Source organism: Enteractinococcus helveticum (assembly GCF_001657475.1).
Lineage (GTDB): Bacteria > Actinomycetota > Actinomycetes > Actinomycetales > Micrococcaceae > Yaniella > Yaniella helvetica.
In genome coordinates, this window is sequence record NZ_LXEY01000022.1 from 375,414 (window position 1) to 399,666 (window position 24,253).

A 24,253-nucleotide genomic window follows, 5' to 3' on the forward strand; every position below is an offset into this window, starting at 1 on the left:
TCGTGTAGAACAATGCAGTTCATACAGCATGAAGGAGCAGAAGTGACTGAAGAAACCAAAGTCGTCCAGGGCGAAGAATCCGCAACCAGCTGGTTCACCACCTACACCGTATTCGCCCGGGACAACAATGCCCCGGCCAAATCTGACGCGGACATCGCAAGCGACAACGAAGCCTTTGCCAAGCTCGTCGAAGAACTGGCCGAACAGGGCGTGACGGTCCGCGGGCTCTACGATGTTTCAGGTATGCGTGCCGAAGCCGACATCCTGGTGTGGATGTGGTCTAAATCCCCGGAAGCCTTACAGGATGCAATCCGCCAGGTGCGCCGTGCTGGGCTGCTGTCCGGCACAACCATGGTCTTTACCGCCATGGGTGCCGATCGCATGGCCGAATTCAACCCCGAGCACGTGCCAGCCTTCACCGAAGGCCGCAAGCCACGCAAATGGCTGTGCTTCTACCCATTCGTTCGGTCCTATGACTGGTACACCCTGGATCCGAAAGAACGCGCCCGCATGCTGCGCTCCCACGGGGAACTGGGCCAGGACTTCCCAGATGTGTGGGCCAACACCGTTTCGGCTTTCGGTCTCAACGACTGGGAATGGCTGCTGGGTCTAGAATCCCCACGCCTGGACCGTCTGGTCGACATGATGCGCTCGCTGCGCGATAATGAAACACGCCACTATGTGCGCGAAGAAGTGCCGTTCTACACCGGACGCTACATTGAAATCGACGAAGTTGCAGAGGTGCTGGCCTAATGGCCTACCGTATTGGAACCCGCGGCTCCGCATTGGCCACCACGCAAACGCAGTGGGTGGCCAATGCGATGACCACGGCGGACACCGCATTTGAACAGGTCATCATCAAAACCAAAGGCGATGTGACCACAGGCTCGCTGGCCAATTTGGGCGGCACCGGTGTCTTTGCTACCGCACTGCGCCAAGCCGTGATCAACGGCGAGGTCGACTTGGCCGTGCACTCGCTCAAAGACCTGCCGGCAAAACAACCCGCCGAACTGCGCATCGCCGCGATTCCAGAACGTGCCGATTATCGCGACGCACTGTGCGCCGCCGATGGGATGACCCTCGACACCCTGCCCAAGGGCGCCAAAATCGGCACCGGCTCTCCGCGCCGCGTGGCCCAGCTCCTGGCGCTGCGCCCAGACCTGGAAATGGTCGACATTCGCGGCAACGTCCACACCCGACTAGCTCGGGTCAAAGGCTATGAACACCACCACGACAACGCCCCGGCCGCCGCGGGCTCACCCAAGGGCGACCTGGACGCCGTCGTATTAGCCTGCGCCGGCATTGACCGACTGGGCCTGGACTGGGCAATCACCCAGCGCATCGACCCCGAGATCATGCTGCCGGCTCCTGGCCAAGGCGCCCTCGCAGTAGAAGTCTCAGCCGAAAAAGCCCTGGACGCCCCACTGGCCACCGCGCTAGCAGATCACGATCAGCTCGCAGCCCGCCTCGAAGCCACCGCAGAACGTGCCCTGCTAGAAACCCTTGAAGCCGGTTGCGCCGCCCCACTAGGTGGTCTGGCCCGCTTCAACGGCACCAGCCTGCACCTGGATGCAATCGTTTCGGCCATGGACGGTTCCAAAACCATCCGCCGTGAGGCCACCACAACCATCGCGATCGAAGCCATCACTGATGCCACCCTGGCCACCGCCTACCAGCTGGGGGTTGAGGTCGCCAAGATGATGATCGACGACGGCGCCGACCTGCTGCCACCGGGACCTGCACGCGGCAATCGATGAGAGTCATCTTGACCCGCCAACCCGCTCAGGCCGGCCACATTGAGGCCGGTCTTGAGCAGTTGGGATATCACATAGGGTTTCTGCCGCTCACCGACTTCCAGCTGCCCGACGACCAAACGGCACTGCATGGTCTGGTCACCGGATTACACACCGGGACGTGGGATCAGGTGTTGATCACCAGCCCCAATACCATCCGCGCACTGGTCGCCGTAGGCTGGGATCCGGCTGTGACCGAAACCCACACGACCATCGCCGTCACCGGCCCCGGCACCGCCCGCGTCCTGCACGACCACGGGGCGAGCAACACCCCATGGATGCCCACCGATGAAGCGTCAGCCCAAGGCATTCTGACCCAATTTCCACCCGGACCCGGTCGCCTCGCACTGCCCCAGGGCCAAGCCGCCGGTACTGCCATGACCCAGGGTCTGACCCAACGCGGCTGGGATGTCACCCATGTTGTGGCCTACCACACCGTCAGCTACCCGGCCGCACCCGGGCTGGCCATCTTGCCGACCGGCAACGGCGTCCTAACACCCACCAACCTCACCGCCGACGACGTCGTCGTGCTGACCGCACCCAGCGCCGCCAACCGCTGGGCCGAAACCGCAGTCGACGTCGCAGCGGTCATCGCCATCGGCCAACCCACCCGTCGCGCCGCTGAACACCACCGTATTGCCCTTGCCGCTACTGCAACCTCACCCGATGCCACCGGCATCGCCCAGGTTCTGCACCGTTTGTAGAATCCGAAAGGACCCCATGTTCCCGCACCGCCCACGCCGCTTGCGCCAATCAGCCCCCATGCGCAACCTGGTTGCCCAGAATCGTCTGGCCCCGGCCGATCTGATCCTGCCCGTCTTCGTCAAAGAAGGCGCAGCACTACCCATCGATATTTCCTCGATGCCCGGCGTCCAACAGCACTCCATGGACTCGCTGAAAGCCGCCGCCCACGACGCCGTTGCCGCCGGAGTCGGTGGCATCATGCTGTTCGGCGTGCCCGAAACCCTCGACGCCCAGGGCAGTGCGGGCGTGGATCCCAACGGCATTCTCAACGTCGCGATCCGCGAAGTAGTCGCCGAAGTAGGCAACGACATGGTGGTCATGGCCGATACCTGCCTGGACGAATTCACCGACCACGGCCACTGCGGTGTACTCGATGACGCCGGCAACGTGGACAATGATGCGACCAACGAGATCTATGCCAACATGGCTCTTGCTCAGGCCGAGGCCGGTGTACACGTCGTGTCCCCATCGGGCATGATGGACGGCCAAGTCGGCGTCATTCGCGATGCCCTAGACGACGCCGGATACACCAACACCACAATCCTGGCTTATTCTGCCAAATATGCTTCGGCCTTCTACGGTCCCTTCCGCGAAGCCGTGGACTCAGCATTGACCGGGGACCGAAAGACCTACCAAATGGACTCGGCCAACCGCACCGAAGCCATCTTAGAAACCGAACTCGATATTCAAGAAGGCGCCGATATGGTCATGGTCAAACCGGCCATGAGCTACCTGGATATCCTGCGCGATGTGGCCAATATGTCCCCGGTTCCGGTTGCCGCCTACCAAATTTCGGGTGAATACGCGATGATCGAAGCCGCCGCCGCCAACGGCTGGATCGAACGCGTGCCGGCCATGCTCGAATCACTGACCGCGATCCGTCGCGCCGGTGCCCAAAACATTCTGACCTATTACGCCACCGAAGCCGCCCGACTACTTGCCTAGGAGACTTGCATGACAACCAATCAACAAGCCTTTGATACCGCCCGCGCCATTATCCCCGGCGGGGTGAACTCCCCGGTGCGCGCCTTTGGCTCCGTTGGTGGCACCCCGGCCGCCATGATCAAGGCCTCGGGACCGTATTTGACCGACGTCGAAGGTAAAACCTACGTCGACCTCGTCGGCTCCTGGGGCCCGATGCTGCTGGGACACAACCATCCCGCCGTCGTCGAGGCCGTGCACACCGCAGTGGACGCCGGACTATCGTTCGGCACCTCAACCCCCGGTGAAGCCAAACTGGCCGAACTGATCGCCCAAATCATGCCGGTGGAACGCGTACGTTTCGTGTCCACCGGTACAGAAGCCACCATGACGGCGATCCGCCTGGCTCGTGGCGCCACCGGCCGCAACCTGATCATCAAATTCGCGGGCCTCTACCACGGCCACTCCGATGGCCTGCTGGCTGCTGCTGGCTCCGGGCTGGCCACTCACGCCCTCCCCGATTCAGCAGGGGTCCCCGAAGCTATCACCAGCCAGACCCTGGTATTGCCGTATAACGATGAAGAAGCCGTCAAACAGGCCTTTGAGACCTACCCAGACCAGATCGCCGGGATCATTACCGAATCTGCACCGGCCAACATGGGTGTGGTCCCACCGAAACCAGGCTTCAACAAATTCCTGCGCGACATCACCACCCAACACGGTGCCGTGTTTATTATGGACGAAGTCCTGACCGGATTCCGTGCCAGCGCCAAGGGCGGCTGGGGCTTAGAACACGCCGAGTGGACACCGGATCTATTTACCTTTGGCAAGGTCATTGGTGGGGGACTCCCCGTAGCATCGGTTGCTGGTAAAGCCTCCGTGATGGACCTGCTGGCACCTGTCGGCCCGGTCTACCAGGCAGGGACCCTGTCTGGAAACCCCATTGCCATGGCAGCCGGCTATGCGACCCTGACCAACGCCACCGATGCAGCCTATGCAACCATCGAGCAGCGCTCGACCCAGTTGCAAACCATGGTCGGCGACGCCCTGAACGCAGCCGGGGTCAACCATTCGATCCAAAATGCCGGGTCGCTATTCTCGATCACCTTTGGCACCGCCAACACCCCGGTCATCGATTACGCAACCGCCCAGGCACAAGAAGCCTTCCGCTACGGACCGTTCTTCCACGCGATGCTAGACGCCGGGGTGTACCTGGCACCGTCGGTGTTTGAGGCCTGGTTCGTTTCAGCTGCTCATGACGACGACGCAATGCAAAGAATCGCCGAGGCATTACCTGCCGCAGCCCAAGCAGCAGCGAAAGCCACGAACTAGAGCCTTCCTGCCGTCTCCGGATCAAAACCAGTCCTGGTTTTGATCCGGATTTCTGCGTTAATGTTGGACAGATTCAGGCGCAATCCCAGGTGCTTTCCTCGGAATATTTGGTTCGGTCCCAGCGCATGATTCTCAAAACATCGGTCTGACAAGCTGTTTCGATCACGTCGGATGACCGGTCATGGGATGTCATACCTCGGTATGAGGCGGTGTACACCTGCGGTCCGTATCGCGGTGACTCAGGTGCCACTACTGTACTTTCGTATCCCGACAGGGACACTCCAATGTGACATTGACATCCTCATGAAGAAAAAGGGAGAAGACCATGTTTCGCAAAATTCCTACGACATTGGCGGCAGGAGCGTTAGCACTTTCCGGGCTTGTCGCCCTGAGTGCCCCAGCCCAAGCAAACACTCCCGCGGTCCAGTGCCCATCCGCATTGTTTATTTGGGACGCCCATGATCAGGCGAAAAAACGTGGTCAAATGGTTGACGAGTATTGGCGGGGTAACACCGCCGTGGTCGTCTATCGGATCGACAACCGTCATGAAGTCTATGAGACCAATGGCTGGAACACGTCGCGAAAATGCTACAACCAAAAACCTGAACGGCCCAAAGACGCACCAAAGCCCGAAACTCCTAAACAAGGTGGTGGTGGAGGTGGCCGTGTGGATGCGCCAGGATTCGGCGGTTTTGGACACAACCTCTATCCTTCTCCATCACAGAACAAAGGCAAGGTAACCGTCGGTCCTGTTGAGTCGGTTTCCTAAGCCGAAGATATACCTCCTCGTCACCAACCGAGGCCAAACGACGGGGCGTCCACAGACACAACTGTGACCGCCCCGTCGGTGTTGCCCGTCAGTCCAGCGGCCGGGAGGCGACGACAGTCGTGGAGTCTCGAACCGGCTTCGGCAATCCACTCCATGGCTGGCTCATGAATCTCGAGTTTCACACCCTGGGCGTCCAGACGGTCCTGTGAGTCTCGTAACTGCAGAGCAACGATCCGATGCAGCTGCTCGCGTGACCGCGCGGTGAACAGGACCGTTCCATCAATTCGATTCAAGAATGCAGGGCGCATGCATTCCCGGAACCGGGCCATAACCTTATGATTGACGTCGCGTTGTGCGGCATCCGCATCACCAGAGGCAATGCTCAACGGAGTTGAACTGCACGATAGGTGTCTTGAGCCCACGTTCGACGTCATAATGATCATGGCATTACGGTCAACACCCCGGTCATCGATTACGCAACTGCCCAAGCACAAGAAGCCTTCCGCTACGGACCGTTCTTCCACGCGATGCTAGACCAAGGGGGTCTACTTGGCACCATCGGTGTTTGAAACCTGGTTCGTTTCGGCTGCTCATGACGACGACGCGGTGAACAGAATTGCCGAAGCCCTGACTGCCGCAGCCCAAGCAGCAGCGGCCGCCACCGCCTAATTCTTCGTTACACAACATCCGCTGAGGGCCCTTTCACCGGGGATCTCAGCGGATGTTGGTGTTTAAGTGTTCTGACTGGGAACGACGTCGACGGGCAACCTGGAGACCAGCTGGATGAGTGGCTGGAGTCTGCTGAAATTGGTTAAAAACTGTTGTAAGCATCAGTACTGGCGCGTACTCTGATCCGTATACGACCTCCCCAAATAAGCATCACATTGGAGACGGGATGGGCAACAACGCAGGACAATTAGCAGTCCTAGCAGCAGGATATTTGCTGGGACGTTCAAAAAGCATGAAAACAGTACTGATGGTTGCCGGCGGTGTCGCATATGGGCGCCTGACGGCCCCGCGTCGGGAAGAAAGCGATTCACCAGGATCGCTGATTAGCCGCTTCAGTAACTCGGGTATCGCCGCAGCTGCTCGAGATGCGATCACCTCTAGCGCCACCAAGGGTATGGAAACGCTCAATAAAAATCTCCAGAGCCGATCCGAAGCTCTGCGTGGTACTTCGGATGACGAAGCCGGCGAGGACGTCGACGACGAATCAACTGTCGAAGACGAAGAAGCCGATGAAACTGACGAGACGGAAGAAACGTCCTCGAAAGCCGCCAAGAACGGAGACAGCTGAGATGGCAGATACTTCCAAAAAATCTGACGGTTCAGCTTCATCCGGATGGGGCGACTTTTTCAAATCCCTTCCCCTCGATGAGTTGAAACATAACCTCACGGACTATGCCAGTGCCTGGGGTGAAAAGACCATCAAAGGACTCGGCGATAAGGCCAGCAGCTTATTTGACGGCCTAGGTTCCGCAGATAGTCCCGTTGGCAAAGCGGCCCAGAAAGGAGCTGAAAAGCTGGCCGAAGGTGACTCTCCGATCAAAGCTGGCCTCTCGGGGGCGGCAACGGGTGTGAAAGAACAAGTCAAAGACGTCTTTACGGGTGGCGGTGGCAGTAAGGGCAGCAATAGGGGTGCCAAGAAGGTCACCAATATTGTAGAGACAATCGAAGTTGGCGTCCCTATCTCAGTTGCCTATAATCAGTGGACTCAATTTGAAGACTGGTCCGACTTTATGAAAAAAAGTCGAAAACGTTGAGCAAGAGTCCGAGGAAAAAGTCAATATCAAAGGCCAAGTCTTTTGGTCACATAGAACATGGGACTCGACTATCATCCAGCAGGTCGCTGATGAGCAAATCGTGTGGCGATCTACGGGACAGAAAGGCCATCTCGACGGTGCTGTCACGTTCCATAGGCTTGGTCCACGCCTCACGCGCATTTTGGTCGTTGTCGAATACTATCCCCAGGGCTTCATGGAAAAAACCGGGAATATCTGGCGGGCCGTGGGACGTCGTGTACAAGTAGAACTCAAACGCTATGTTCGACAGATCATGACCTCCACCATTCTTGACCCCGACGCCGTTGAAGGATGGCGCGGTGAAATTCGCGATTCCGAAGTCGTTCGTACCCACGAAGAAGTCGTGGAAGAAGAACAAGCCCGAGCTGAACAAGGTGAAGACAATGAAAATGCTTCAGAGCAGGAAAGCCAAACAGATGCTGACGGCGATACCACGTCCGCCGCAGAAGATGCTACCGAACAGTCCGACGCTGCAGCAGATAGCGATGAAGTCGCAGACTACGACGAAGAATACGTAGAAGACGAACCCGTTGAAGACTTCGAGGACATCGAAGATGAAGATGAAGAATACGTTGACGAGGAGCCCGAGGACGAAGAATACGTCGATGAGGAACCTGTCGCTGAAGATGACGAGCCTGTCGACGAAGAATTCGTCGAAGAAGACGGATTCGAAGACGAGCCCGTTGAAGATGAAGTAGCTGAAGTCGAAGCCGAGGATGAAGAGGACCTCGAAGAAGAACCTCCCGAAGACGAAGAAGTCGAGGAAGAATCCATCGACGAGGGCGAAGAAGCTGATGAAGAATCCGAATCTGACGATGACGAAGTCTCCGAAGACGAGGATGAAACGGTGGAGGACGAGCCTAACAAGAGACCGGCAAAGAAAACTGCTAGCAAATCGAGCGGCTCAAAATCCTCTGCGAGTTCTTCGAAACGATCCTCGTCTGGTACGAGCGCAAGGCGTGCGTCTTCAAGTAACCGTTCCAAGGCCACCAAAGCTTCCGGTGGCAACAAATCATCGAATCGATCCACGGGCCAAGCCAAGAATACAAGGAGCACCCGATCTACCACCAAGGGCAAGACCCAAAAAAGTAGCTGATCGGCATATACGTCAGCCGATCCAACTGAGAAAGGCAGACACCCATGACCACCACTCCAACACGACGTTCCCAAGGCAGTTACATCGACCGGCCCTCATCGAGCTCACTGGCAGACGTTGTCGAGCTCATCCTGGACAAAGGGCTTGTCATTGATATCTATGTTCGAGTTTCACTCGTCGGGATTGAAATTCTGACCATCGACGCCAGAATCGTCATCGCCAGTGTCGATACGTATCTACGTTTTGCTGAAGCCACTAATCGGTTAGATCTGACCCAACAGGGCGGAAAAGATCTTACCGAAATGATGGAAGGCCTCACCGAGAGCGGTTCCAAAGGAAAAATTGGCGGAGCTCTTGAGGGCGTGAAAGAGGCCTTCACCTCCGACGATGATGATGAAAAAGAAGAAAAGCCTAAAAGAACCGCGACCCGACGACAAAAGCAATCCTCTGAATAGCTAGGACCACGGACAGGAACCCGATGACAGCAGACGCTGAGAATGACCAGTTGTATGTGTACGGTATTGTCGCTGAAAACACCACGCTGCCCGCCGGGCTGACCGGCGTCAGTGAAGGTGCCGTAGAGACCACCACCCACGGACCGCTTGCTGCCGTCGTGACACGACTCAGTGATGAAGACGAACTCGGCACCCCCGATAATTTATTAGCTCACAGTAGGGTGCTCGATTCTATTGCTGAGCACATCACGATTCTCCCTATGGCTTTTGGGACCATTGTGCCTTCAGAAGATGAGCTGCAAGAAGCCGTCCTGGAACTCAACGAGACGGAATATCATGAAGCGCTCGAACGATTAGCCGAGTCGGTGCAATTCACGGTCCGAGCTCGGTATATTCGCGATGCCGTGTTAGCGGATCTTATTGAAGATGATCCCCAGGTGGTCGAGCTTCGAGAAGCGATCGCTGGAACGACGGAGGATGAAACCCGACAGGAACGTATCGCCCTGGGGGAGCTGGTTGTTGGAGCTTTTGGCCGCATCCGGCCGGAGCATGCCCAGTACATCATTGATGCGGTGAGCCCGATCGTTGAAGATATCCAAGAACACGAGGGTGGTCAGGTTGAAGACGTCGTTGAAATGGCTGTCCTTGTGAGCCGGGATCGGGTATCGGAATTTGAAGCCGCCCTGGAAGTGGCAGCAGAACAGCTGCACACTCGGATCAATTTCCAATTACTCGGGCCTCAGGCTCCCTACGATTTTGTTGGCGATTAAAACAGGAAGGGTGCCATCATGGGACTATTTTCTGGGATTTTCTTCGGCCCCGTCAAAGGCACAATCTGGATTGCCGAACAACTCAAGGAAGAGGCAGAGCGGCAATACTACGATCCTGCCTCGATTCGCCGCCAGTTGGAAGACGTTGCCCAAGCTCGCCAAGACGGCAGACTCACTGATGAAGAAGCCTCCAGTTTGGAAACTGAACTCATCCAACGACTGCTCACGGCACACCATCGCGACTCCGAGTAGTCTTCCCGGGTGCGACAGGCAACAGAAAGCAGTACACCATGACTGAAGAACAGAAATCTAAAACGAAACCCAGTTCCTCATCCGAGGGTTCCCGAAGCACAAGGTCTGCAGAGAAGGAATCATCGAATCGGGAAACAGCCACGAAGAAGCAACCCCAATCGCAGTCATCGGAAACCGCTCACAAACGTCGTCCGAAGCCAAAAATTGCTGCAAATAAGGCCGTCGTCGCTGCGATTAAACAGCTCCAAATGTTGACGACCCGCACACCAGAATCCGTGGTGGGCGTGACACCTCACCATGCTGGCTGGCGAGTAACAATTGAGGTTGTGGAATCTGCACGTATTCCCAATACCGCAGACATCATGGCCGAGTATGAAGTAGATATTGACGGCAATGGAGAACTTGACGGGTATTCACGTAAATCTCGGTACTTCAGAGGTCGAACCCAAGGGGAGTGACATATGACGCCCGCGTTCAGAAAGGGGGTACGACATGACCGTTGCACGAAGCGGCAATAGTGGAGGCATGGAGCCACAGCGTAGCCGCGAAGGCACGTTGATGCACGTGGTTGAAACCCTTCTGGACAAAGGACTTGTGCTCAACGCCGACATTATGGTGTCAGTGGCAGGAGTGGAACTGCTGGGCATTAGGATTCGCGCTGCCCTGGCGTCATTTGAAACGGCAGCTCGATATGGACTCGAATTCCCAGCCGGCACGAATACCGAAACGGTCGCCTGGCAAAGCGCGGTTGAAGCCAAAGAAACCTGTCCCAGCTGCCAGAAAGTTTCTCCGGTTTCCCAGTTGCTCTATGAATTTTGCCCATGGTGCGGCTGGCAATCAGCTCAAGCGCTCCGAAATGCAGAACACGACACCGAAGAACACCAGGTGGAGGCATCCTCTGAGGACCGACAGGAAATTCGTCGGGAGCAGTCATGACGGACTCGACCTTCCGTCCGCCTGAACAATCGGTGCCGATGGAACCCACCCGCAACCCTGAGGTCTCACTGTCAGACCTGATTACCGTGCTGCTAGATAAGGGCACCTATCTCAATCTTGATCTCATCATCTCCGTGGCAGACATTCCACTCATTGGAGTGAATCTGCGCGCGACCATTGCGGGGATGGAAACCATGCTGGAGTATGGCATGATGCGGGACTGGGATGAAAAGACACGAGCATGGGTCCGGCAGTCTGTTGCCCGACATTTCCCATTAGACGATGGCGAAGAGGTCGTAGCCAAAATGGCCGGCGGGTATTTTCATGAAGGCTGGACCAAAACCTGGCGACCTGGCTCCGTATACATCACGAATCAACGGCTTGTGGTGTTTCGGCGTGAACCCAAAGAGATCTTATGGGAAACACAATTAGCACATATCAACGCGCTGCGGTTATCTGACGAGAAGACCATCGGTGCAGAGATTCGAACACGGCTTTTGGTCGACACCGCTGACGGCGTTACCACCATGTTGTCGGCCTCCGCACCGGGCCGAATTCGCGAACTGATTGCTCAGCAACATCCCCACTTGCGAACGCCGGCACACCTCGCCCCACCGGCAGGTGAGACACCACAGTTGACCAAGCATGCATGGTATTTGGAACATCGCGCCGGGGGCACATTATGGCGTGGTGGGACCGTCTCGATCGACGAACAGCGACTAGCATGGCGAGCTCCCACCGATGCTCGCCATGCAGTCAATCTCAGCTGGCAGCAAATCACCGGTGTGGACCTAGCAGACATGCGAGCCCCATCGGGTGAAGGCCACGCCCTACATCTGACCACCCGCCAGGGTGATGAATATTTCGGCCTGGCACAGCCGGAGCAATGGGTCCGGCTGATATCTGAACGGATCGCCGGGGACGTCAATTCGAAAGAGGAATCCAATGCTGGAAATTGACGAAGGCAGCCTCAAACACGGGGTGCTCACGTTGGTCGTGACACTTGTCGAAGTCATCCAAGAGGCTTTGGAAACTCAGGCCGTCCGTCGACTCGAAGGTGGCGACCTCACCGAGGACGAACAAGAACGCCTTGGTGAAGCGCTGATGGAATTAGACGAAGCGCTAGACGAGATCAAAGCCGAACACGGCATTACCGCATCAGTGGCAGACCTTCACCGTGGGCTGGACGATGTGGTAGACGAAGTCATAGATAAACTCATCAACCCGGCCCGCTGGGCTGACGAAGCACACAACGAAGGGCGCACTACTCCGTGAGTAATACCGGGCTCTATGTCTACGCGATTATCCCCGCCGAAGGCCTCTCCACCGACCAACTGCCACAAGGTATCAACGGCCAGAGCCTGCACCTTGTGGAAAGCAACGGTCTTGCCGCCATCGTCCACGAATCCGCGCCGGAACCCTACCAGGGGCCAGATTCTGATGTGAAACGCTGGATACTTGAACACAGCGACGTCGTCGATGCCGCATGGCAACACCTGGGGACTATCCTGCCGATGACCTTCAACGTCATTGTGGCACCCGGCGATGACGCAGAGCAGCAACCTGTACAACGGCTGCAGGCATGGCTTGCCGAATCCGCCGATACGATGCGAGCACACCTAGACAAACTCCGCGATCACGTCGAATTACGGGTCAATATCTCCCTGGACGAAGACACTGCCACGGCGAACGATCCAGAGTTAGCGCAGCTGCGTGATGGCATAGATACTCGACCAGCTGGCGTACAACGCTTATACCGCAAACGCTTGGCCGAACGTACCCGAAACGTGGCCGACCGGATCGCTGATGAACTCTACCCGCAGATTCGCAAACGCCTGGTCGCACTGGCCGAGGACATGGTAGAAAACCCCCGTCTAGGACGCGAACCCGGCAGTGTAACGGTGGTCAATGCATCACTACTCGTTCACCATGATGCCGTCGATGCCATCGGTCTGGAGCTCGCGGATATTCGCGACAACCAGCCCGGCGCCCAGATCCGTTATTTGGGACCCTGGCCCCCATACTCTTTTGCGGATCTGCCGGAACTTGAGAACAAACCCACCACCCCCTAGGCACGCGGCCCGGAGGCTCCAGCAACAATCCGGTCGATGAGCGCATTGATCTGGCGGAGCTTTTCTCCAAGCGTCACCACGTCATAGGACCGAGCATCCCGGTGCGCATACCACGGCACCAGCACACCAAAGTCGATACCACGCAGCAGAGTCAGCGTATTCAAAAACGCTTGCCGATCACTTTCAGACAGGATCACAGCACTCCAGATCCCATCATCCACCCAAATGGCGTCCCCAGGAAACAGAAAACGCTGTTGTCCGTTGTCCCATACGAAAAACGTCGTCCCCACCGTGTGTGAACAGCTGGGCAAGATCTCGAGATCATCACCAATGAACTGTCGGTGCTTGAAATCCCCGGCCACCTGCATCTTGGGCTCAACGCCGGGGCGATCCCACTCGTGCACATACACGGGCACTTCAAGCCGCGGCTGCCCGTACATCGCTTCGTGATAGTGGTTGAGCAATAACCGCGTGGGCGTCCCTAGCTGCATGATCTCGTGTGCCGCAGCATCAATGCCCGGAGAGTTATACATAATGACGACGCCGGTGTCAGTTTCCAACACATAGGACCGCACCACCGTGTTTTCCATAAAAGGCAACGGGGTAGTGTCCGTGGCCCACAGCCCAGTAAAAAGTTTCTGCAGACCAGAATTTTGATGAGGAATCTGGGATGGCATTGGCTTGGTTTCCTTCGAATAAAACCGCTCTTCTCCAGTGTAGTCTTCATCCCTGCAAAATCTCCGATGCGGCCATGCACCCTAGGAGTTGAGAAAACACTTCCGGGTGCCCACCGCGTTATGCCAGTGAGCACCCGGAAGTGATGTCGTCGCCACGTGTTGAGAGTGGCTGCAGCTTTAGGCAGCTACGGTATTGACTGCCGGAATTGGTAAGGCAACCAATTGGCCGTTGTCGACAGTTACCTTGATCTTGTTACCTTCACCAACTGCTTCGGCAACCAACAGATCGGCAACTTTGTCATCCAACTGGCGCTGAATGACTCGACGCAGTGGGCGAGCACCATAGGCCGGTTCATATCCTGCCTCGGCGATCCAATCGCGAGCGGCGTCGTCCACCTCGAGCGCAATACCCTGAGCGGCGAGCCGATCCTCGGAAGCCGTCAACTGCAGCCCAACGATCTGGCGCAACTGCTCGCGGCTCAGCGGTTTGAACAGCAACGTGTCATCGATACGGTTCAAGAACTCAGGACGCATGAATTCCTTGAGTCGGCCCATGACCTTTTGCTTGATGTCGTCCTGGGCGGCGTCGGCATCACCAGATGCAAAGCCCAGAGGAGCTCCACCTGACGACAAATGCTCAGAGCCAAGATTCGAGGTCATAATGATCACGGTGTTGCGGAAGTCCACGGTCCGACCCTGTCCATCGGTCAGGCGTCCATCATCCAAGACCTGCAACAACAGGTTGAAGATATCTGGGTGAGCCTTTTCGATTTCATCGAGCAGAATCACCGAATATGGACGACGACGCACCTGCTCGGTCAGCTGACCGGCTTCGTCGTAGCCGACATAGCCTGGAGGGGCACCGACTAACCGGGATACGGTGTGGCGCTCGCCGAACTCTGACATATCGAAACGAACCATCGCATCGTCGTCGTCGAATAACGACTGTGCCAGCGCCTTCGCCAGTTCGGTTTTGCCGACACCGGTTGGGCCCAGGAACAAGAAACTACCCACCGGGCGTGACGGATCTGCCATGCCAGTGCGCGAGCGACGGATCGACCGGGCGATCGCGGTGACAGCATCATCCTGACCTACCACCCGTTCGTGCAGTTCTTCTTCCAAACGAGCCAAACGGGATTTTTCGGCTTCGGTCATGCGGGCAGCCGGAATACCGGTAGCACGCGAGACCATCTCGGCGATTTCTGTCTCGCCAATAACCGATGACACCATTTCTGGTCGAGCTGAGGCTTCAGCCAACTGCTGGCTGATCTCATTGACTCGATCGCGTAATTCACCGGCGCGCTCGTAGTTTTCCGCATTGACGGCAGAGTTTTTCTCCGACTCCAACTCGGCGAGTTTCGAACGCAAGGCTTCGATATCTACGCCGGTTCCATCAGCATCTGGACCTCTGCGAAGCGAAAGGCGAGCACCAGCTTGGTCAATCAAATCAATGGCTTTATCCGGTAAGAAACGGTCAGTGATATAGCGATCAGACAGTTCAACCGCAGCACGTAGTGCATCATCGGTGTAGGTGACCTTGTGGTGCTGGGCATAGCGATCAGCCAGACCGTGCAGAATCAGGACGGCGTCCTCCACCGAGGGCTCACCAATAGTAACCGGTTGGAAACGACGTTCCAGCGCCGAGTCCTTTTCGATAGTGCGATATTCCTTCAGCGTGGTTGCACCGACCATATGCAGGTCCCCGCGAGCCAAGCGAGGTTTCAGGATATTTCCGGCATCCATACCGCCGGATTCACCCGAACCACCGGTTCCGACCACGGTGTGCAGCTCATCGATGAACACAATGGTGTTTTCGTCTTCAGCAAGCTCTTCGATTGCACCGGTCAGGCGCTCTTCGAAGTCACCGCGGTAACGAGTCCCAGCTACCATGCCGGCAAGATCCAGGCTCATGACCCTTCGACCTTTGAGCTGGGCAGGAACTTCGTCATTGACAATGGCCTGAGCCAGGCCTTCAACGATTGCAGTCTTACCGACACCGGCTTCACCAATTAACACGGGGTTATTTTTGGTACGGCGAGCCAGAACCTCAATGGTTTGTTCGATTTCTTCATCGCGACCAATCACAGGATCCAAACGACCGGCTTTCGCCTCTTCGGTCAGATCCAGACCGTATTTCTCTAACATTGAATCTTCGGCATCGTCATCAATGTCGGCCTGCTGCTGGGCAGCCTGCTGCGCATATGCTTGCTGGGCGCCTGCTTGAAGGGCCTGCGGTGTGACACCTGCTTGTGCCATGAGACCACCGGCGGGGGAGTCCTGGTTCAGGACAAACGCGAAGAAAACGTGTTCCGGGTTGATATAGGTCGAGCCCATGCCACGGGCAACCTGGTAGGCATCCAGTAACACTTTCTGTGCCGAACCATTCAGGGTTGCGGCACTGGCGCCATCAATTTCAACTGGTGCAGGCAGCTGCTCATCAATGGCTTTGATAATCGCTTGTGGGTTGGCACCAGCTTGGCGTGCACCAGAGATTGCTGGATCTTCTTCGAGCATCACGCGCAGAATATGCAGCGCGTCGACCTCGGTCTGGCCGCGATCGACCGCGAACTTCGCGGCGTTGGTAAGAATTTCTTGGGTGCGCTTGCTCAATAGACGGTTAATATCAACGGGACTCGACTGACGACCGATGGGTTGTCCTTGGAGAAATCGAGCAATGAAATCGTCGAAGGAACCGCCATTGGAGCCACCTGGGCCGAAAAATGCGGGCATTCTCTCCTCCTAATAGTCGTACACAGTCTGTGCACGAAAGTTGAGTGCTTCTAACTCAAGTAACGCATCGTTGTTTTGAATTATTCCGAAAAGTTCGGACTTTTGCAAGAAACCTGAGTCTTGGGCGCTCAACTCTTTGTGGCTGAGGCCAAGAGGGGGGTAGCGGATTGTATTGACACAATAATTGTTGCGCCAGTACAGTGTTTGTATTGATACAGAGAAGGGCTCGTTATGAACATCGCAATTTGGATTGCTATCGCTCTGGTATGTTTCGTGCTCCCCGCCACCGGGCTTACTCGCGGCGGTAGTAGCAATCCGCAGCAAACCAAGCTTGCACAGTACGCTCGGCAGGTTGGTCTACCGCTGCCGGAACACCTCGTGACGCCCGTTGTGCAGCGCTTACGACGCAGGCAGCGTGGCATCATGATCGGCGGGATCACGGGTATCGTGATCGCGACAATTATCTACATCCTGTTATTTGACAATGACGATGGAACAGCTCCGGCGCTCGTTATTGCTTTAACAGCAGCCGGTACTGCTTTTGGAGGAGCCTGGGCCATCGCAGGACATAAACCCAGTGTGAACAGTCGGCGGCCGGTGATAGCCAGGGGACGATCCGTAACGTTGTCTGACTATCTCACTAAAGGTGAACGAATCGGATATTGGCTGGTTCCTGCCGTCATTATTGGCGGGGCCATTGCTGGACCGCTCTTGTTGGCACCCCTACCATATGTGGTGCCATATGCCACTGCATTGGGGTGGGGGCTTGCGGCTGCAGCCCTGATCACTTGGGCTGTCGCATGCTTTGCCCTTCGAAAGGTCCTCGCTGCACCTGCCCGCAGCAGTTCGGAACTTGAATTAGCCTGGGACGATGCAGAGCGTTCCGACGGCCTGCGCCAGGTAGCCAATCTCAGTGTGGCGGTGTCGTGCATCTCCTTGCTCTTTTGGCTTATCTTCATTGGACAAACGATTCTTTTTGCTGAGTTTTATCAACAGGACGCTCGCCTGGCCGGCATCATCACCATACTGTCGCTGCTCATTTACGGTGCGCTTGTCATTGCTCTCACCGCAGGGCCGGTGTTGTCATGGATAACTGGGGCTCGCAAAGGCTATGAACAACGTCAACTGTGGCCAACAGGCGTGGCGTCATGAATATGTTGCGCATTGATCCCGCTGCAGAGATTCCGCCCTATGAACAATTGCGGCGTCAACTGACCGAACAAATCCAGTCTGGGAAGTTACCTGAAGAAACCCGACTTCCGGCGGTACGGCGGCTGGCAGCAGATCTGGGTATCGCACCAGGCACCGTTGCTCGAGCCTATAAGGAATTAGAAACCGAAGGCTACCTGGTCGCCCGGGGACGCCACGGAACGATCGTCGCGGCCCAAACATTCGGCGAGCACGCGCCCACGGTACAGCAACTGACAACCCACTACGTGGCATCGATGCACCGGCTGGGTCTGAGTGCAGACGATATTATCGCAGCCGTACATCGGACCATTGCAGGCATTGATTAACCATAATGGGCCCTGATCCTTACACCAGAGCCCATTATAGATTCTGTGAGGATTAGCCTGCCAGCGGGATATCTCGACCGGGGATGGCTGCCAGCAGTTGTTGGGTGTAGGGCACTTGTGGGTTGTTGAAGATGCTATCGGCATCGGCTTGCTCCACGACCGTGCCGCCCTGCATAACTAGCACATCATCGGCAATCTGACGGACGACCGCCAGATCATGAGTAATGAACAGGTAGGAAAGACCCAGTTCGACCTGCAGATCGTTGAGTAGTTGCAAGATCTGGTCCTGCACTAGGACGTCTAGCGCCGATACGGCCTCATCGAGCACCAGAACCTCTGGTTTCAACGCGAGCGCTCGAGCGATGGCAACGCGTTGGCGCTGACCACCGGAGAGCTCATTTGGAAACCGGTTCATAACGGTATCTGGCAGTGATACCTGATCTAACAGTGTGCGAACACGCGCTTCACGTTCGGCCTTCGAACCCACTTTATGCACCACGAGTGGTTCCTCGATCGCGTCATAGATTGAGAACATCGGATCCAGGGACGCATATGGGTTTTGAAAGACCGGTTGAATACGACGACGGAACTTCAGCTGCTGGTCCCGTGAGGTGATGGTCGAAATATCCACCCCGTCGAAATATACGTGTCCCTCGGTGGGGGTTTCCAATCCGAGCACCATGCGTGCCACGGTGGATTTCCCAGAGCCTGATTCGCCCACGAGTGCAGTTGTAGTACCTCGGTCGAGATCGAAATTGACGTGCTGGGCCGCGATGAGATCAGTTTTCGAAAATCCTTTGCCTGGCAATTTGAACACCTTGGTGAGGTTCTGGATTTGCATGGCTGGGGTTTGGATATCAACTTCAGGCTCTTCCTCGATGTGCTCCTGAGCGCTCTTGCGGATCGCTTCGCGCTCGTGAGCCGAGGCTCGTTCCGATTGCAGGGAAGGCGCTGCATTGATTAACCGTTTTGAATACGGGTGTTGCGGATCCTGCAGAATCTCAAGTGCCGGCCCCGATTCAACAACTTCGCCCTTATACATAACCAGCAGATGATCGGCGCGTTCAGCAGCCAGTCCCAAGTAGTGAGTGATCAATAAGACCGCGACGCCAAGTTCTGAGGTCAGTCCGTCTAAGTGGTCCAGAATTTGTTTCTGCACGGTTACGTCAAGGGCTGAGGTGGGTTCATCGGCGATGAGCAGTTTTGGTCGTGCAGCAAGACCTGCTGCGATCAGTGCGCGCTGACGCATTCCGCCGGAAAACTCGTGAGGGAACTGTTGTGCACGGCGTTTGGCATCGGGCAAGCCGGCTTCTTCTAGCAGTTCTACGACGCGTGCATCAGCAGTCTTACCCTTGGCCACGTTATTGACCTCTAAGACCTCACGGATTTGAGCGCCAACCTTATACAGCGGGTTCAGGTTGGATAGTGGGTCCTGGGGGACCAGACCGATGTGTGAACCACGATAGCTGCGCCGTTTGCGTGCTGGCAGCTTCACCAGGTCGGTGCCATCGTATTTGATGGAGCCTTTGGTGACTTTACCGGTCCCTGGCAGCAGGTCGATGATCGCATGTGCGGTGGTGGATTTCCCGGACCCAGACTCACCGACAATCGCGACCGTCTGACCCGGATAAATGGTCATGTTCAGACCGCGAACTGCGTGCACGCTGCGCTTATCAACACTGAAATCGATGTGCAGATCAGTGACTTCCAAAAGTGGTTGTGACATTATTTTCTCGCTTTCGGATCCAGTGCATCACGCACAGCGTCACCGAGCAACATGAAGCTCAGCACGGTCAGCGCCAGCGCGCCAGCAGGGAAGAACAAAACGTGCAAGTTATCACCCGAGCGCACCTGTGGCTGAGCGGCTGCAATGTCGTTCCCCCACGAAACGACTGATGGGGGCAGCCCAATGCCCAGGAACGACAGCGTCGCTTCTGCCACAATATATACACCCAGGGATACTGTTGCAGTCACAATAACCGGTGGCAGTGCGTTGGGAATGATGTGGGTAAACAGGTTGCGCCATTTGGAAGCACCCAGGGAGCGAGCGGCATCAACGAATTCTAGGTTCTTAATTTCCATGACTGCCCCGCGAGCGATACGCGTGATTTGGGGCCAGCCAAACACCGCTAGTGCGATCACCACGGCTGTAACACCGCCCCAGTACCCACGGTCGGGCCAAACATTATTTAGGGCAGACAAGCCCACAATTGCAGCAAGAAGCAGTGGAATCGCAAAGAAAATATCGGCGGTACGGGAGACGATTGTATCGACCCAACCGCCGAAAAATCCGGCGATTGCACCCGTGAATAGCCCAATAATTGTCACGATGAGGGTGGTCAGTAGACCGATAACGACTGAAGCCCGTGCACCGTGAATGGTGCGTGCAAAGACGTCGTAGCCTTGTCGGTCAAAGCCAAAGATGTGCCCGGGTTGCGGTTTTCCGAGGCTATTTGATAGATCAGCCGAGCGCGGGTCGACCGAAGTAAATAGGGTAGGGAAGCAGACGACAACTAACACCAGCAGCAACAAGATGGCGGAGAACCAGAAGATCCAGTTGCTGCGTAGCGACTTCCAAGCCTGTTTCCATTGGCTTTCAGGCGGATGCGAGGTGTCCACATCGACGGCTGCAGGTAGCTCCGTGTCGATGGACGGCGCGACGAAACGTTCTTGTCCAGGTTGTGGCGTGTGGTTATGCATATCGAATCCTCGGATCTAAAGCAGCGTAGAGCAGATCAACTAGCAGGCTGGCGACCACGTAGATCAGGACCATGATGGTGACCACCGATACGACGGTGGGGTTTTCGCCTCGCAGAATGGCCTGATAGGCCAGATTGCCGATGCCGTTGATATTGAAAATTCCTTCGGTGACCACAGCTCCTGCCATGAGCGCGCCGAGATCAGCGCCCAAGAACGTAACCACTGGGATCAATGAGTTGCGCAGTACATGTCGGCGGTTCACCAGTCCATCAGGAACGCCGTGGGCTCGTGCTGTGCGGACGTGATCTGCGGTGAGGTTTTCAATGACTGATGTTCGGGTTAAACGCAATACGTAGGCAAACGAGACCAGTCCCAAAACCACTGCCGGCAGCAGCAGGTTGGTGAAGGTCGTGTCCGAGCCTACCGTTGGTGGGACCCATTGCAACTGCACGCCGAAGATCAGCTGGAGTGCGAAACCCAGAACAAAGATCGGAATCGCGATCACGATCAGCGACACCACCAACATGGTGGAATCAAATAGTTTGCCGCGACGCAGTCCAGCATAAAAGCCAGCGATGACACCGAGGATGGCTTCGATGATCATGGCCATGAATGCCAGTTGGAAGGTGACCGGTAAGGCTCGTGCAATGAGATCGGCTACGGGCTGTCCTGAATAGGACATACCGAAGTCACCTACGAGGGCGCCTTTGAGAAAGAGGAGCCACTGAACGATAAAGGGCTTATCAAGATTGTATTGAGCTTCAAGTTGTGCTCTGGCTGCTTCTGAGACCGGTTTTTCTCCAAAGAGCGCCACGATGGGGTCGCCAGGCTGGAGAAACACTAGCGCATAAATGAGCAGTGTGGCTCCCAGGATAACCGGGATGGTCTGGAGCAGTCGGCGGACGATATAACGCCACATGCTGTACCTCGAATTTTTGTCGTATCACCTTGTGAGTGATGTGACCTAGAAGTTGGATGACCAAAGCCTGTGACCGCCGAATTTTTCGGCGGTCACAGGGATGATTCAATCGTCGTAGACTATGGTGTGACTACTGAATTATTTGGTGACAAGGTAGTAGTCTGGCTGGTTTTGCCAGTTAACTTGTACACCTTCGATTCCTTGAGCCGCGATGGCGATAGCATCACGGTTCCACAGAGGAATGGCAGGCAGCTCTTCCAGCAGGATGGCCTGCGCTGCTGCAAGGTGCTCTGCACGGGTAGCTTCGTCTTCAGCGGCGGCTGCTTGGCGCAGTAGCTGGTCGAAGTCTGGGTTGGAGTAATCTCCGTCGTTAGCGCCTGCTCCGGTTCCAAAGATTGGGCCCAGGTAGTTGTAAACCGATGGGTAATCAGGCTGCCAGCCGGTACGGAAGGCAGTATCCAGTTCACGGTTGGTGATGAGCTCACGGAATTCGGCGAAGGCGGCAAACGCATTTGGTTCAGCGTCGATTTCGAGGTTTTCACGAATCTGGTTGGTGACTGCTTCCACCCATTCACGGTTTCCGGCACCATCAGCGTTGTATGAGAGTTGGAACGAACCGGTAAATTCACTGATTTCATCAGCTTGTGCCCACAGATCTTTGGCTTCTTCAGCATCGAATTCCAGTACTTCTGCACCTTCAATGTTTTCAGTGAAGTCTGGCATCAGCGGGCTAGAGAAATCGGTGGAGGGAGTATAGGTGTCATCGAAAATGGTCGAAGTGATGGCCTCGCGATCAATGGCCTTGGAGATGGCCTGACGACGGAGTTGGCCTTCTTCATCTTCACCAAAGTGTTCCATGCTGCTTGGAATGGTGATGGTGCCGTTGACTGAGCCTGGTTCGGTGAAAGCCTGGATGCTCTCATCGTCCTGGAAGGTTGAGACAGCAGATGGTGGGACCTGGTCCATGATGTCCAAAACGCCAGACTGGACGTCGGTGTAGGCAGCATCTGGGTCAGTGTAAAACTTGAAGGTTAGGCCGTCATTTTGTGGAGTGCGGTTACCCTCGTAATCAGGGTGGTCGATAGGACTGCATCGACATCGTGGTTCCATTCATCCAGGACATAGGGACCATTAGAAACCGGTTTTTCGCCGAAGGCCTCCATGTCTTCAAAAGCAACTTCTGGCAGTGGGAAGTATGCGGAGTAGCCAAGTCGATCGGGGAAGTCTGCTGCGACTTCCTTTAGGGTGACCTCAAAAGTTAGGTCATCGATAACTTCCAGACCGCTCAGGGTTTCACCTTCGGTGCTGTTGCCCTCGTCATCGGTTCCTTCAATCGGGTTGAAGAAATATGCATTGAGCTGGGCGTTGTCTGGGTTCGCGCCGTAGTTCCAGGCATCAACGAACGAATTTGCGGTGACAGGAGTGCCATCTGAGAAGGTCCAGCCGTCATTGAGCTTGATGGTCCAGGTCAAGTTGTCTTCAGATTCGATCGACTCAGCGACCTCAAGCTCGGTGGAGCCATCGGTAGCATACGATACGAGGCCGGCAAAGATCGCATCGACGATGTGTCCGCCGCCGACTTCGTTCGTGTTCGTTGGGATCAGCGGGTTTTGTGGTTCAGTGCCATGGGCATTGATGACCATGTCGCCTTCAGCAGTGCCGCCGTCGGCATCGTCTCCTCCGCCGCCACAGGCAGTCAATGCCAGGGCTGCGACTGAAAGCGCTGCAACGTATTTGAGCATCCTTTTGGGTTGCATACGGGATCTCCGTTCAAGGGTAAGTGCAAGCAATTGATGTTGCGCTAGGTTTTGTCTCAACGCAACGCATGATTCACATTACTTGAAAGCAGGGTGATTCACATCTCAGAGTTTACGCCACTATGAACAAAATGTAACCATTGGCGCCGTTCGGCGAAGCAGAAGCGAGCGAAATCCGTCCCTAAGCTGTCATCTACACGTAACTGAAAGTATCGCGTATCTTCATAAAGCCAGAGAATTTGAGCTGGTTAGAGCACTGAATCGGGTACCGAAAGTTTTTCTACGGGCCAATCGCGGGACACTGTGGCGTCTGGATCTTTTCGGCGCAAAAATTGTTCGAAGCTGGCAGCCTGGGCCGCTTTCCAGCGGATCTGTTGATTGAAAATCGTCTCAAGCGGGGTATCAAAATGCCCGGGGTATTTGGCCACGATTGCTTGTGCTACTTGCGCGGCGGCTACCGAGTCCGCCAAGGAAGTATGAGCCTGATCAAGCGTCACATCGTAGAGTTCGCTGACTGCTTCGAGGGTGCGTTTTCCCTTGCGGTACGTGTCGACGTGTTTATCTAAGATGTACGGATCAACAACGCCGGCCACTGCGAAATCGCCCATGTCGCGTCGCGCCATTTCCGCACTAAGTACGGTGAAGTCATACACTCCGTTGTAGGCAACGATAGGAACGCGGTGATACATAAAATCCCTTAGCGTCGCAACGATTTCCCCTAACCCTCTGGCGGCGTCCATACCGTGCTCGCGAGCGTAGTCAGTGCTGATGCCGTGGACGGCAGCGGCTTCCGCCGGGATTTCTACCCCGGGATTTACCAGCCACTCGGAATGAGCGCGCACACTGCCTGCAGGATCCAGCAGCACGATGGAGGCCGTGACGATGCGCGCGGTATGAGGATTCTTCCCGGTGGTTTCAAGGTCAAACCCCAGCAATGTCCCGGTGTGCCAGGGTTCATCCGGCCCAGGGATGGATAATATGCTTGCCGCAGTCGTCATGCTTCCAAAATAC

At 56.1% G+C, this 24,253-nt stretch carries 28 protein-coding genes and 1 pseudogene; 20 read left to right on the forward strand and 9 right to left on the reverse strand.

The genetic code is table 11. The features are described from left to right. Window positions 1-21 precede the first annotated feature (21 nt). The 6 genes from hemQ (at window position 22) to A6F49_RS13885 (ending at window position 5,559) form a co-directional block, all read left to right on the forward strand. Window positions 22-753, forward strand: coding sequence for a hydrogen peroxide-dependent heme synthase (gene hemQ / locus A6F49_RS13860; RefSeq protein ID WP_407643846.1), 732 nt, complete (start codon window positions 22-24; stop codon window positions 751-753). After that, the gene (gene hemC, locus A6F49_RS13865) at window positions 753-1,757 is read left to right on the forward strand and encodes a hydroxymethylbilane synthase (protein WP_043058598.1); all 1,005 of its coding nucleotides are present in this window, start codon (window positions 753-755) and stop codon (window positions 1,755-1,757) included. The genes hemQ and hemC overlap by 1 nt, the downstream gene beginning before the upstream one ends. Before the next feature lie 8 nt (window positions 1,758-1,765). Beyond that, window positions 1,766-2,497, forward strand: a complete 732-nt coding sequence (locus tag A6F49_RS13870) for a uroporphyrinogen-III synthase (RefSeq protein WP_052504980.1) — start codon at window positions 1,766-1,768, stop codon at window positions 2,495-2,497. Between the two features lie 16 nt (window positions 2,498-2,513). Next, window positions 2,514-3,482, forward strand: a complete 969-nt coding sequence (gene hemB, locus A6F49_RS13875; RefSeq protein WP_043058596.1) for a porphobilinogen synthase — start codon at window positions 2,514-2,516, stop codon at window positions 3,480-3,482. A gap of 9 nt (window positions 3,483-3,491) precedes the next feature. Next, window positions 3,492-4,790: a glutamate-1-semialdehyde 2,1-aminomutase gene (hemL, locus tag A6F49_RS13880; protein WP_043058595.1), complete on the forward strand. Its 1,299-nt coding sequence runs from the start codon at window positions 3,492-3,494 to the stop codon at window positions 4,788-4,790. A gap of 325 nt (window positions 4,791-5,115) precedes the next feature. Further along, entirely contained in the window at window positions 5,116-5,559 is a 444-nt protein-coding gene (locus A6F49_RS13885) for a hypothetical protein (protein ID WP_043058594.1), read from the forward strand. 20 nt (window positions 5,560-5,579) lie between these two features. Here A6F49_RS13885 and A6F49_RS13890 read toward each other — a convergent pair whose 3' ends face one another. Next, a complete protein-coding gene (locus A6F49_RS13890; protein WP_150119505.1) occupies window positions 5,580-6,002 on the reverse strand; it encodes an AAA family ATPase in 423 nt (140 codons plus the stop codon). Window positions 6,003-6,023: 21 nt separating this feature from the next. Here A6F49_RS13890 and A6F49_RS17405 point away from each other — a divergent pair. The 12 genes and pseudogenes from A6F49_RS17405 to A6F49_RS13945 form a co-directional block, all read left to right on the forward strand. After that, window positions 6,024-6,228: pseudogene (locus A6F49_RS17405) on the forward strand (glutamate-1-semialdehyde 2,1-aminomutase); the annotation flags it as partial. Between the two features lie 226 nt (window positions 6,229-6,454). Continuing rightward, a complete protein-coding gene (locus A6F49_RS13895; RefSeq protein ID WP_043058592.1) occupies window positions 6,455-6,856 on the forward strand; it encodes a hypothetical protein in 402 nt (133 codons plus the stop codon). A gap of 1 nt (window position 6,857) precedes the next feature. Further along, window positions 6,858-7,322: an SRPBCC family protein gene (locus A6F49_RS13900; RefSeq protein ID WP_052504979.1), complete on the forward strand. Its 465-nt coding sequence runs from the start codon at window positions 6,858-6,860 to the stop codon at window positions 7,320-7,322. Between the two features lie 25 nt (window positions 7,323-7,347). Continuing rightward, window positions 7,348-8,457 carry an SRPBCC family protein gene (locus A6F49_RS13905; protein ID WP_327019973.1) on the forward strand — a complete coding sequence of 370 codons (1,110 nt, stop codon included), beginning with the start codon at window positions 7,348-7,350 and terminating at the stop codon, window positions 8,455-8,457. 44 nt (window positions 8,458-8,501) lie between these two features. Continuing rightward, complete coding sequence (gene gvpJ / locus A6F49_RS13910; RefSeq protein ID WP_043058591.1) at window positions 8,502-8,912, forward strand: gas vesicle protein GvpJ; 411 nt, start codon at window positions 8,502-8,504, stop codon at window positions 8,910-8,912. 23 nt (window positions 8,913-8,935) lie between these two features. Next, the gene (locus tag A6F49_RS13915; RefSeq protein WP_043058590.1) at window positions 8,936-9,682 is read left to right on the forward strand and encodes a GvpL/GvpF family gas vesicle protein; all 747 of its coding nucleotides are present in this window, start codon (window positions 8,936-8,938) and stop codon (window positions 9,680-9,682) included. 18 nt (window positions 9,683-9,700) lie between these two features. Further along, window positions 9,701-9,934 (forward strand): gas vesicle protein GvpG, encoded by a 234-nt coding sequence (locus A6F49_RS13920; RefSeq protein ID WP_043058589.1) that lies wholly within the window; start codon window positions 9,701-9,703, stop codon window positions 9,932-9,934. 38 nt (window positions 9,935-9,972) lie between these two features. Next, window positions 9,973-10,392 carry a gas vesicle protein GvpO gene (gvpO, locus tag A6F49_RS13925; protein ID WP_052504977.1) on the forward strand — a complete coding sequence of 140 codons (420 nt, stop codon included), beginning with the start codon at window positions 9,973-9,975 and terminating at the stop codon, window positions 10,390-10,392. 34 nt (window positions 10,393-10,426) lie between these two features. Beyond that, on the forward strand, window positions 10,427-10,870 hold the full coding sequence (locus tag A6F49_RS18725) for a gas vesicle protein (protein ID WP_327019972.1): 444 nt from the start codon (window positions 10,427-10,429) through the stop codon (window positions 10,868-10,870). Further along, window positions 10,867-11,829 carry a gas vesicle protein gene (locus tag A6F49_RS13935; protein ID WP_067605816.1) on the forward strand — a complete coding sequence of 321 codons (963 nt, stop codon included), beginning with the start codon at window positions 10,867-10,869 and terminating at the stop codon, window positions 11,827-11,829. The genes A6F49_RS18725 and A6F49_RS13935 overlap by 4 nt, the downstream gene beginning before the upstream one ends. After that, window positions 11,816-12,145, forward strand: coding sequence for a gas vesicle protein K (locus A6F49_RS13940; RefSeq protein ID WP_043058588.1), 330 nt, complete (start codon window positions 11,816-11,818; stop codon window positions 12,143-12,145). Before A6F49_RS13935 ends, A6F49_RS13940 begins: the two co-directional genes overlap by 14 nt. Continuing rightward, window positions 12,142-12,942: a GvpL/GvpF family gas vesicle protein gene (locus A6F49_RS13945; RefSeq protein ID WP_043058587.1), complete on the forward strand. Its 801-nt coding sequence runs from the start codon at window positions 12,142-12,144 to the stop codon at window positions 12,940-12,942. The genes A6F49_RS13940 and A6F49_RS13945 overlap by 4 nt, the downstream gene beginning before the upstream one ends. Here A6F49_RS13945 and A6F49_RS13950 read toward each other — a convergent pair. Both A6F49_RS13950 and A6F49_RS13955 read right to left on the reverse strand, forming a co-directional pair. Next, window positions 12,939-13,619, reverse strand: a complete 681-nt coding sequence (locus A6F49_RS13950) for an MBL fold metallo-hydrolase (protein ID WP_052504976.1) — start codon at window positions 13,617-13,619, stop codon at window positions 12,939-12,941. The genes A6F49_RS13945 and A6F49_RS13950 overlap by 4 nt on opposite strands. 177 nt (window positions 13,620-13,796) lie before the next feature. Next, window positions 13,797-16,349: an ATP-dependent Clp protease ATP-binding subunit gene (locus tag A6F49_RS13955; protein ID WP_043058586.1), complete on the reverse strand. Its 2,553-nt coding sequence runs from the start codon at window positions 16,347-16,349 to the stop codon at window positions 13,797-13,799. A 231-nt stretch (window positions 16,350-16,580) separates the two neighbouring features. On the opposite strand from A6F49_RS13955, the gene A6F49_RS13960 reads away from it, so the two are divergent. Together A6F49_RS13960 and A6F49_RS13965 are read left to right on the forward strand one after the other, a co-directional pair. Beyond that, the gene (locus A6F49_RS13960) at window positions 16,581-17,501 is read left to right on the forward strand and encodes a hypothetical protein (protein ID WP_043058585.1); all 921 of its coding nucleotides are present in this window, start codon (window positions 16,581-16,583) and stop codon (window positions 17,499-17,501) included. Beyond that, window positions 17,498-17,866 (forward strand): GntR family transcriptional regulator, encoded by a 369-nt coding sequence (locus A6F49_RS13965; RefSeq protein ID WP_052504975.1) that lies wholly within the window; start codon window positions 17,498-17,500, stop codon window positions 17,864-17,866. The genes A6F49_RS13960 and A6F49_RS13965 overlap by 4 nt, the downstream gene beginning before the upstream one ends. Window positions 17,867-17,918: 52 nt before the next feature. Here A6F49_RS13965 and A6F49_RS13970 read toward each other — a convergent pair whose 3' ends face one another. From A6F49_RS13970 to A6F49_RS13990, 6 genes are all read right to left on the reverse strand, one after another. Then, on the reverse strand, window positions 17,919-19,592 hold the full coding sequence (locus A6F49_RS13970; RefSeq protein WP_043058584.1) for a dipeptide ABC transporter ATP-binding protein: 1,674 nt from the start codon (window positions 19,590-19,592) through the stop codon (window positions 17,919-17,921). Further along, window positions 19,592-20,566 (reverse strand): ABC transporter permease, encoded by a 975-nt coding sequence (locus A6F49_RS13975; protein WP_043058583.1) that lies wholly within the window; start codon window positions 20,564-20,566, stop codon window positions 19,592-19,594. Before A6F49_RS13975 ends, A6F49_RS13970 begins: the two co-directional genes overlap by 1 nt. Beyond that, on the reverse strand, window positions 20,559-21,485 hold the full coding sequence (locus tag A6F49_RS13980; RefSeq protein WP_043058582.1) for an ABC transporter permease: 927 nt from the start codon (window positions 21,483-21,485) through the stop codon (window positions 20,559-20,561). The genes A6F49_RS13975 and A6F49_RS13980 overlap by 8 nt, the downstream gene beginning before the upstream one ends. Window positions 21,486-21,623: 138 nt before the next feature. Further along, entirely contained in the window at window positions 21,624-22,595 is a 972-nt protein-coding gene (locus tag A6F49_RS18610; RefSeq protein WP_268751206.1) for an ABC transporter substrate-binding protein, read from the reverse strand. Next, a complete protein-coding gene (locus A6F49_RS18615) occupies window positions 22,517-23,242 on the reverse strand; it encodes a peptide ABC transporter substrate-binding protein (RefSeq protein WP_268751207.1) in 726 nt (241 codons plus the stop codon). The genes A6F49_RS18610 and A6F49_RS18615 overlap by 79 nt, the downstream gene beginning before the upstream one ends. A gap of 248 nt (window positions 23,243-23,490) precedes the next feature. Continuing rightward, the gene (locus tag A6F49_RS13990) at window positions 23,491-24,240 is read right to left on the reverse strand and encodes an exonuclease domain-containing protein (protein ID WP_082911799.1); all 750 of its coding nucleotides are present in this window, start codon (window positions 24,238-24,240) and stop codon (window positions 23,491-23,493) included. Window positions 24,241-24,253 lie beyond the last annotated feature (13 nt).

Excerpts from the sequence above, each read along its gene's own strand:
- hemC (WP_043058598.1), top strand. The coding sequence starts at position 753 with ATGGCCTACCGTATTGGAACCCGCGGCTCCGCATTGGCCACCACGCAA.
- hemB (WP_043058596.1), top strand. The coding sequence starts at position 2,514 with ATGTTCCCGCACCGCCCACGCCGCTTGCGCCAATCAGCCCCCATGCGC.
- hemL (WP_043058595.1), top strand. The coding sequence starts at position 3,492 with ATGACAACCAATCAACAAGCCTTTGATACCGCCCGCGCCATTATCCCC.
- A6F49_RS13885 (WP_043058594.1), top strand. The coding sequence starts at position 5,116 with ATGTTTCGCAAAATTCCTACGACATTGGCGGCAGGAGCGTTAGCACTT.
- A6F49_RS13890 (WP_150119505.1), bottom strand. The coding sequence starts at position 6,002 with ATGATCATTATGACGTCGAACGTGGGCTCAAGACACCTATCGTGCAGT.
- A6F49_RS13895 (WP_043058592.1), top strand. The coding sequence starts at position 6,455 with ATGGGCAACAACGCAGGACAATTAGCAGTCCTAGCAGCAGGATATTTG.
- A6F49_RS13900 (WP_052504979.1), top strand. The coding sequence starts at position 6,858 with ATGGCAGATACTTCCAAAAAATCTGACGGTTCAGCTTCATCCGGATGG.
- gvpJ (WP_043058591.1), top strand. The coding sequence starts at position 8,502 with ATGACCACCACTCCAACACGACGTTCCCAAGGCAGTTACATCGACCGG.
- A6F49_RS13915 (WP_043058590.1), top strand. The coding sequence starts at position 8,936 with ATGACAGCAGACGCTGAGAATGACCAGTTGTATGTGTACGGTATTGTC.
- A6F49_RS13920 (WP_043058589.1), top strand. The coding sequence starts at position 9,701 with ATGGGACTATTTTCTGGGATTTTCTTCGGCCCCGTCAAAGGCACAATC.
- gvpO (WP_052504977.1), top strand. The coding sequence starts at position 9,973 with ATGACTGAAGAACAGAAATCTAAAACGAAACCCAGTTCCTCATCCGAG.
- A6F49_RS18725 (WP_327019972.1), top strand. The coding sequence starts at position 10,427 with ATGACCGTTGCACGAAGCGGCAATAGTGGAGGCATGGAGCCACAGCGT.
- A6F49_RS13935 (WP_067605816.1), top strand. The coding sequence starts at position 10,867 with ATGACGGACTCGACCTTCCGTCCGCCTGAACAATCGGTGCCGATGGAA.
- A6F49_RS13940 (WP_043058588.1), top strand. The coding sequence starts at position 11,816 with ATGCTGGAAATTGACGAAGGCAGCCTCAAACACGGGGTGCTCACGTTG.
- A6F49_RS13950 (WP_052504976.1), bottom strand. The coding sequence starts at position 13,619 with ATGCCATCCCAGATTCCTCATCAAAATTCTGGTCTGCAGAAACTTTTT.
- A6F49_RS13955 (WP_043058586.1), bottom strand. The coding sequence starts at position 16,349 with ATGCCCGCATTTTTCGGCCCAGGTGGCTCCAATGGCGGTTCCTTCGAC.
- A6F49_RS13960 (WP_043058585.1), top strand. The coding sequence starts at position 16,581 with ATGAACATCGCAATTTGGATTGCTATCGCTCTGGTATGTTTCGTGCTC.
- A6F49_RS13965 (WP_052504975.1), top strand. The coding sequence starts at position 17,498 with ATGAATATGTTGCGCATTGATCCCGCTGCAGAGATTCCGCCCTATGAA.
- A6F49_RS13970 (WP_043058584.1), bottom strand. The coding sequence starts at position 19,592 with ATGTCACAACCACTTTTGGAAGTCACTGATCTGCACATCGATTTCAGT.
- A6F49_RS13975 (WP_043058583.1), bottom strand. The coding sequence starts at position 20,566 with ATGCATAACCACACGCCACAACCTGGACAAGAACGTTTCGTCGCGCCG.
- A6F49_RS13980 (WP_043058582.1), bottom strand. The coding sequence starts at position 21,485 with ATGTGGCGTTATATCGTCCGCCGACTGCTCCAGACCATCCCGGTTATC.
- A6F49_RS18610 (WP_268751206.1), bottom strand. The coding sequence starts at position 22,595 with ATGGAACCACGATGTCGATGCAGTCCTATCGACCACCCTGATTACGAG.
- A6F49_RS18615 (WP_268751207.1), bottom strand. The coding sequence starts at position 23,242 with ATGCAACCCAAAAGGATGCTCAAATACGTTGCAGCGCTTTCAGTCGCA.
- A6F49_RS13990 (WP_082911799.1), bottom strand. The coding sequence starts at position 24,240 with ATGACGACTGCGGCAAGCATATTATCCATCCCTGGGCCGGATGAACCC.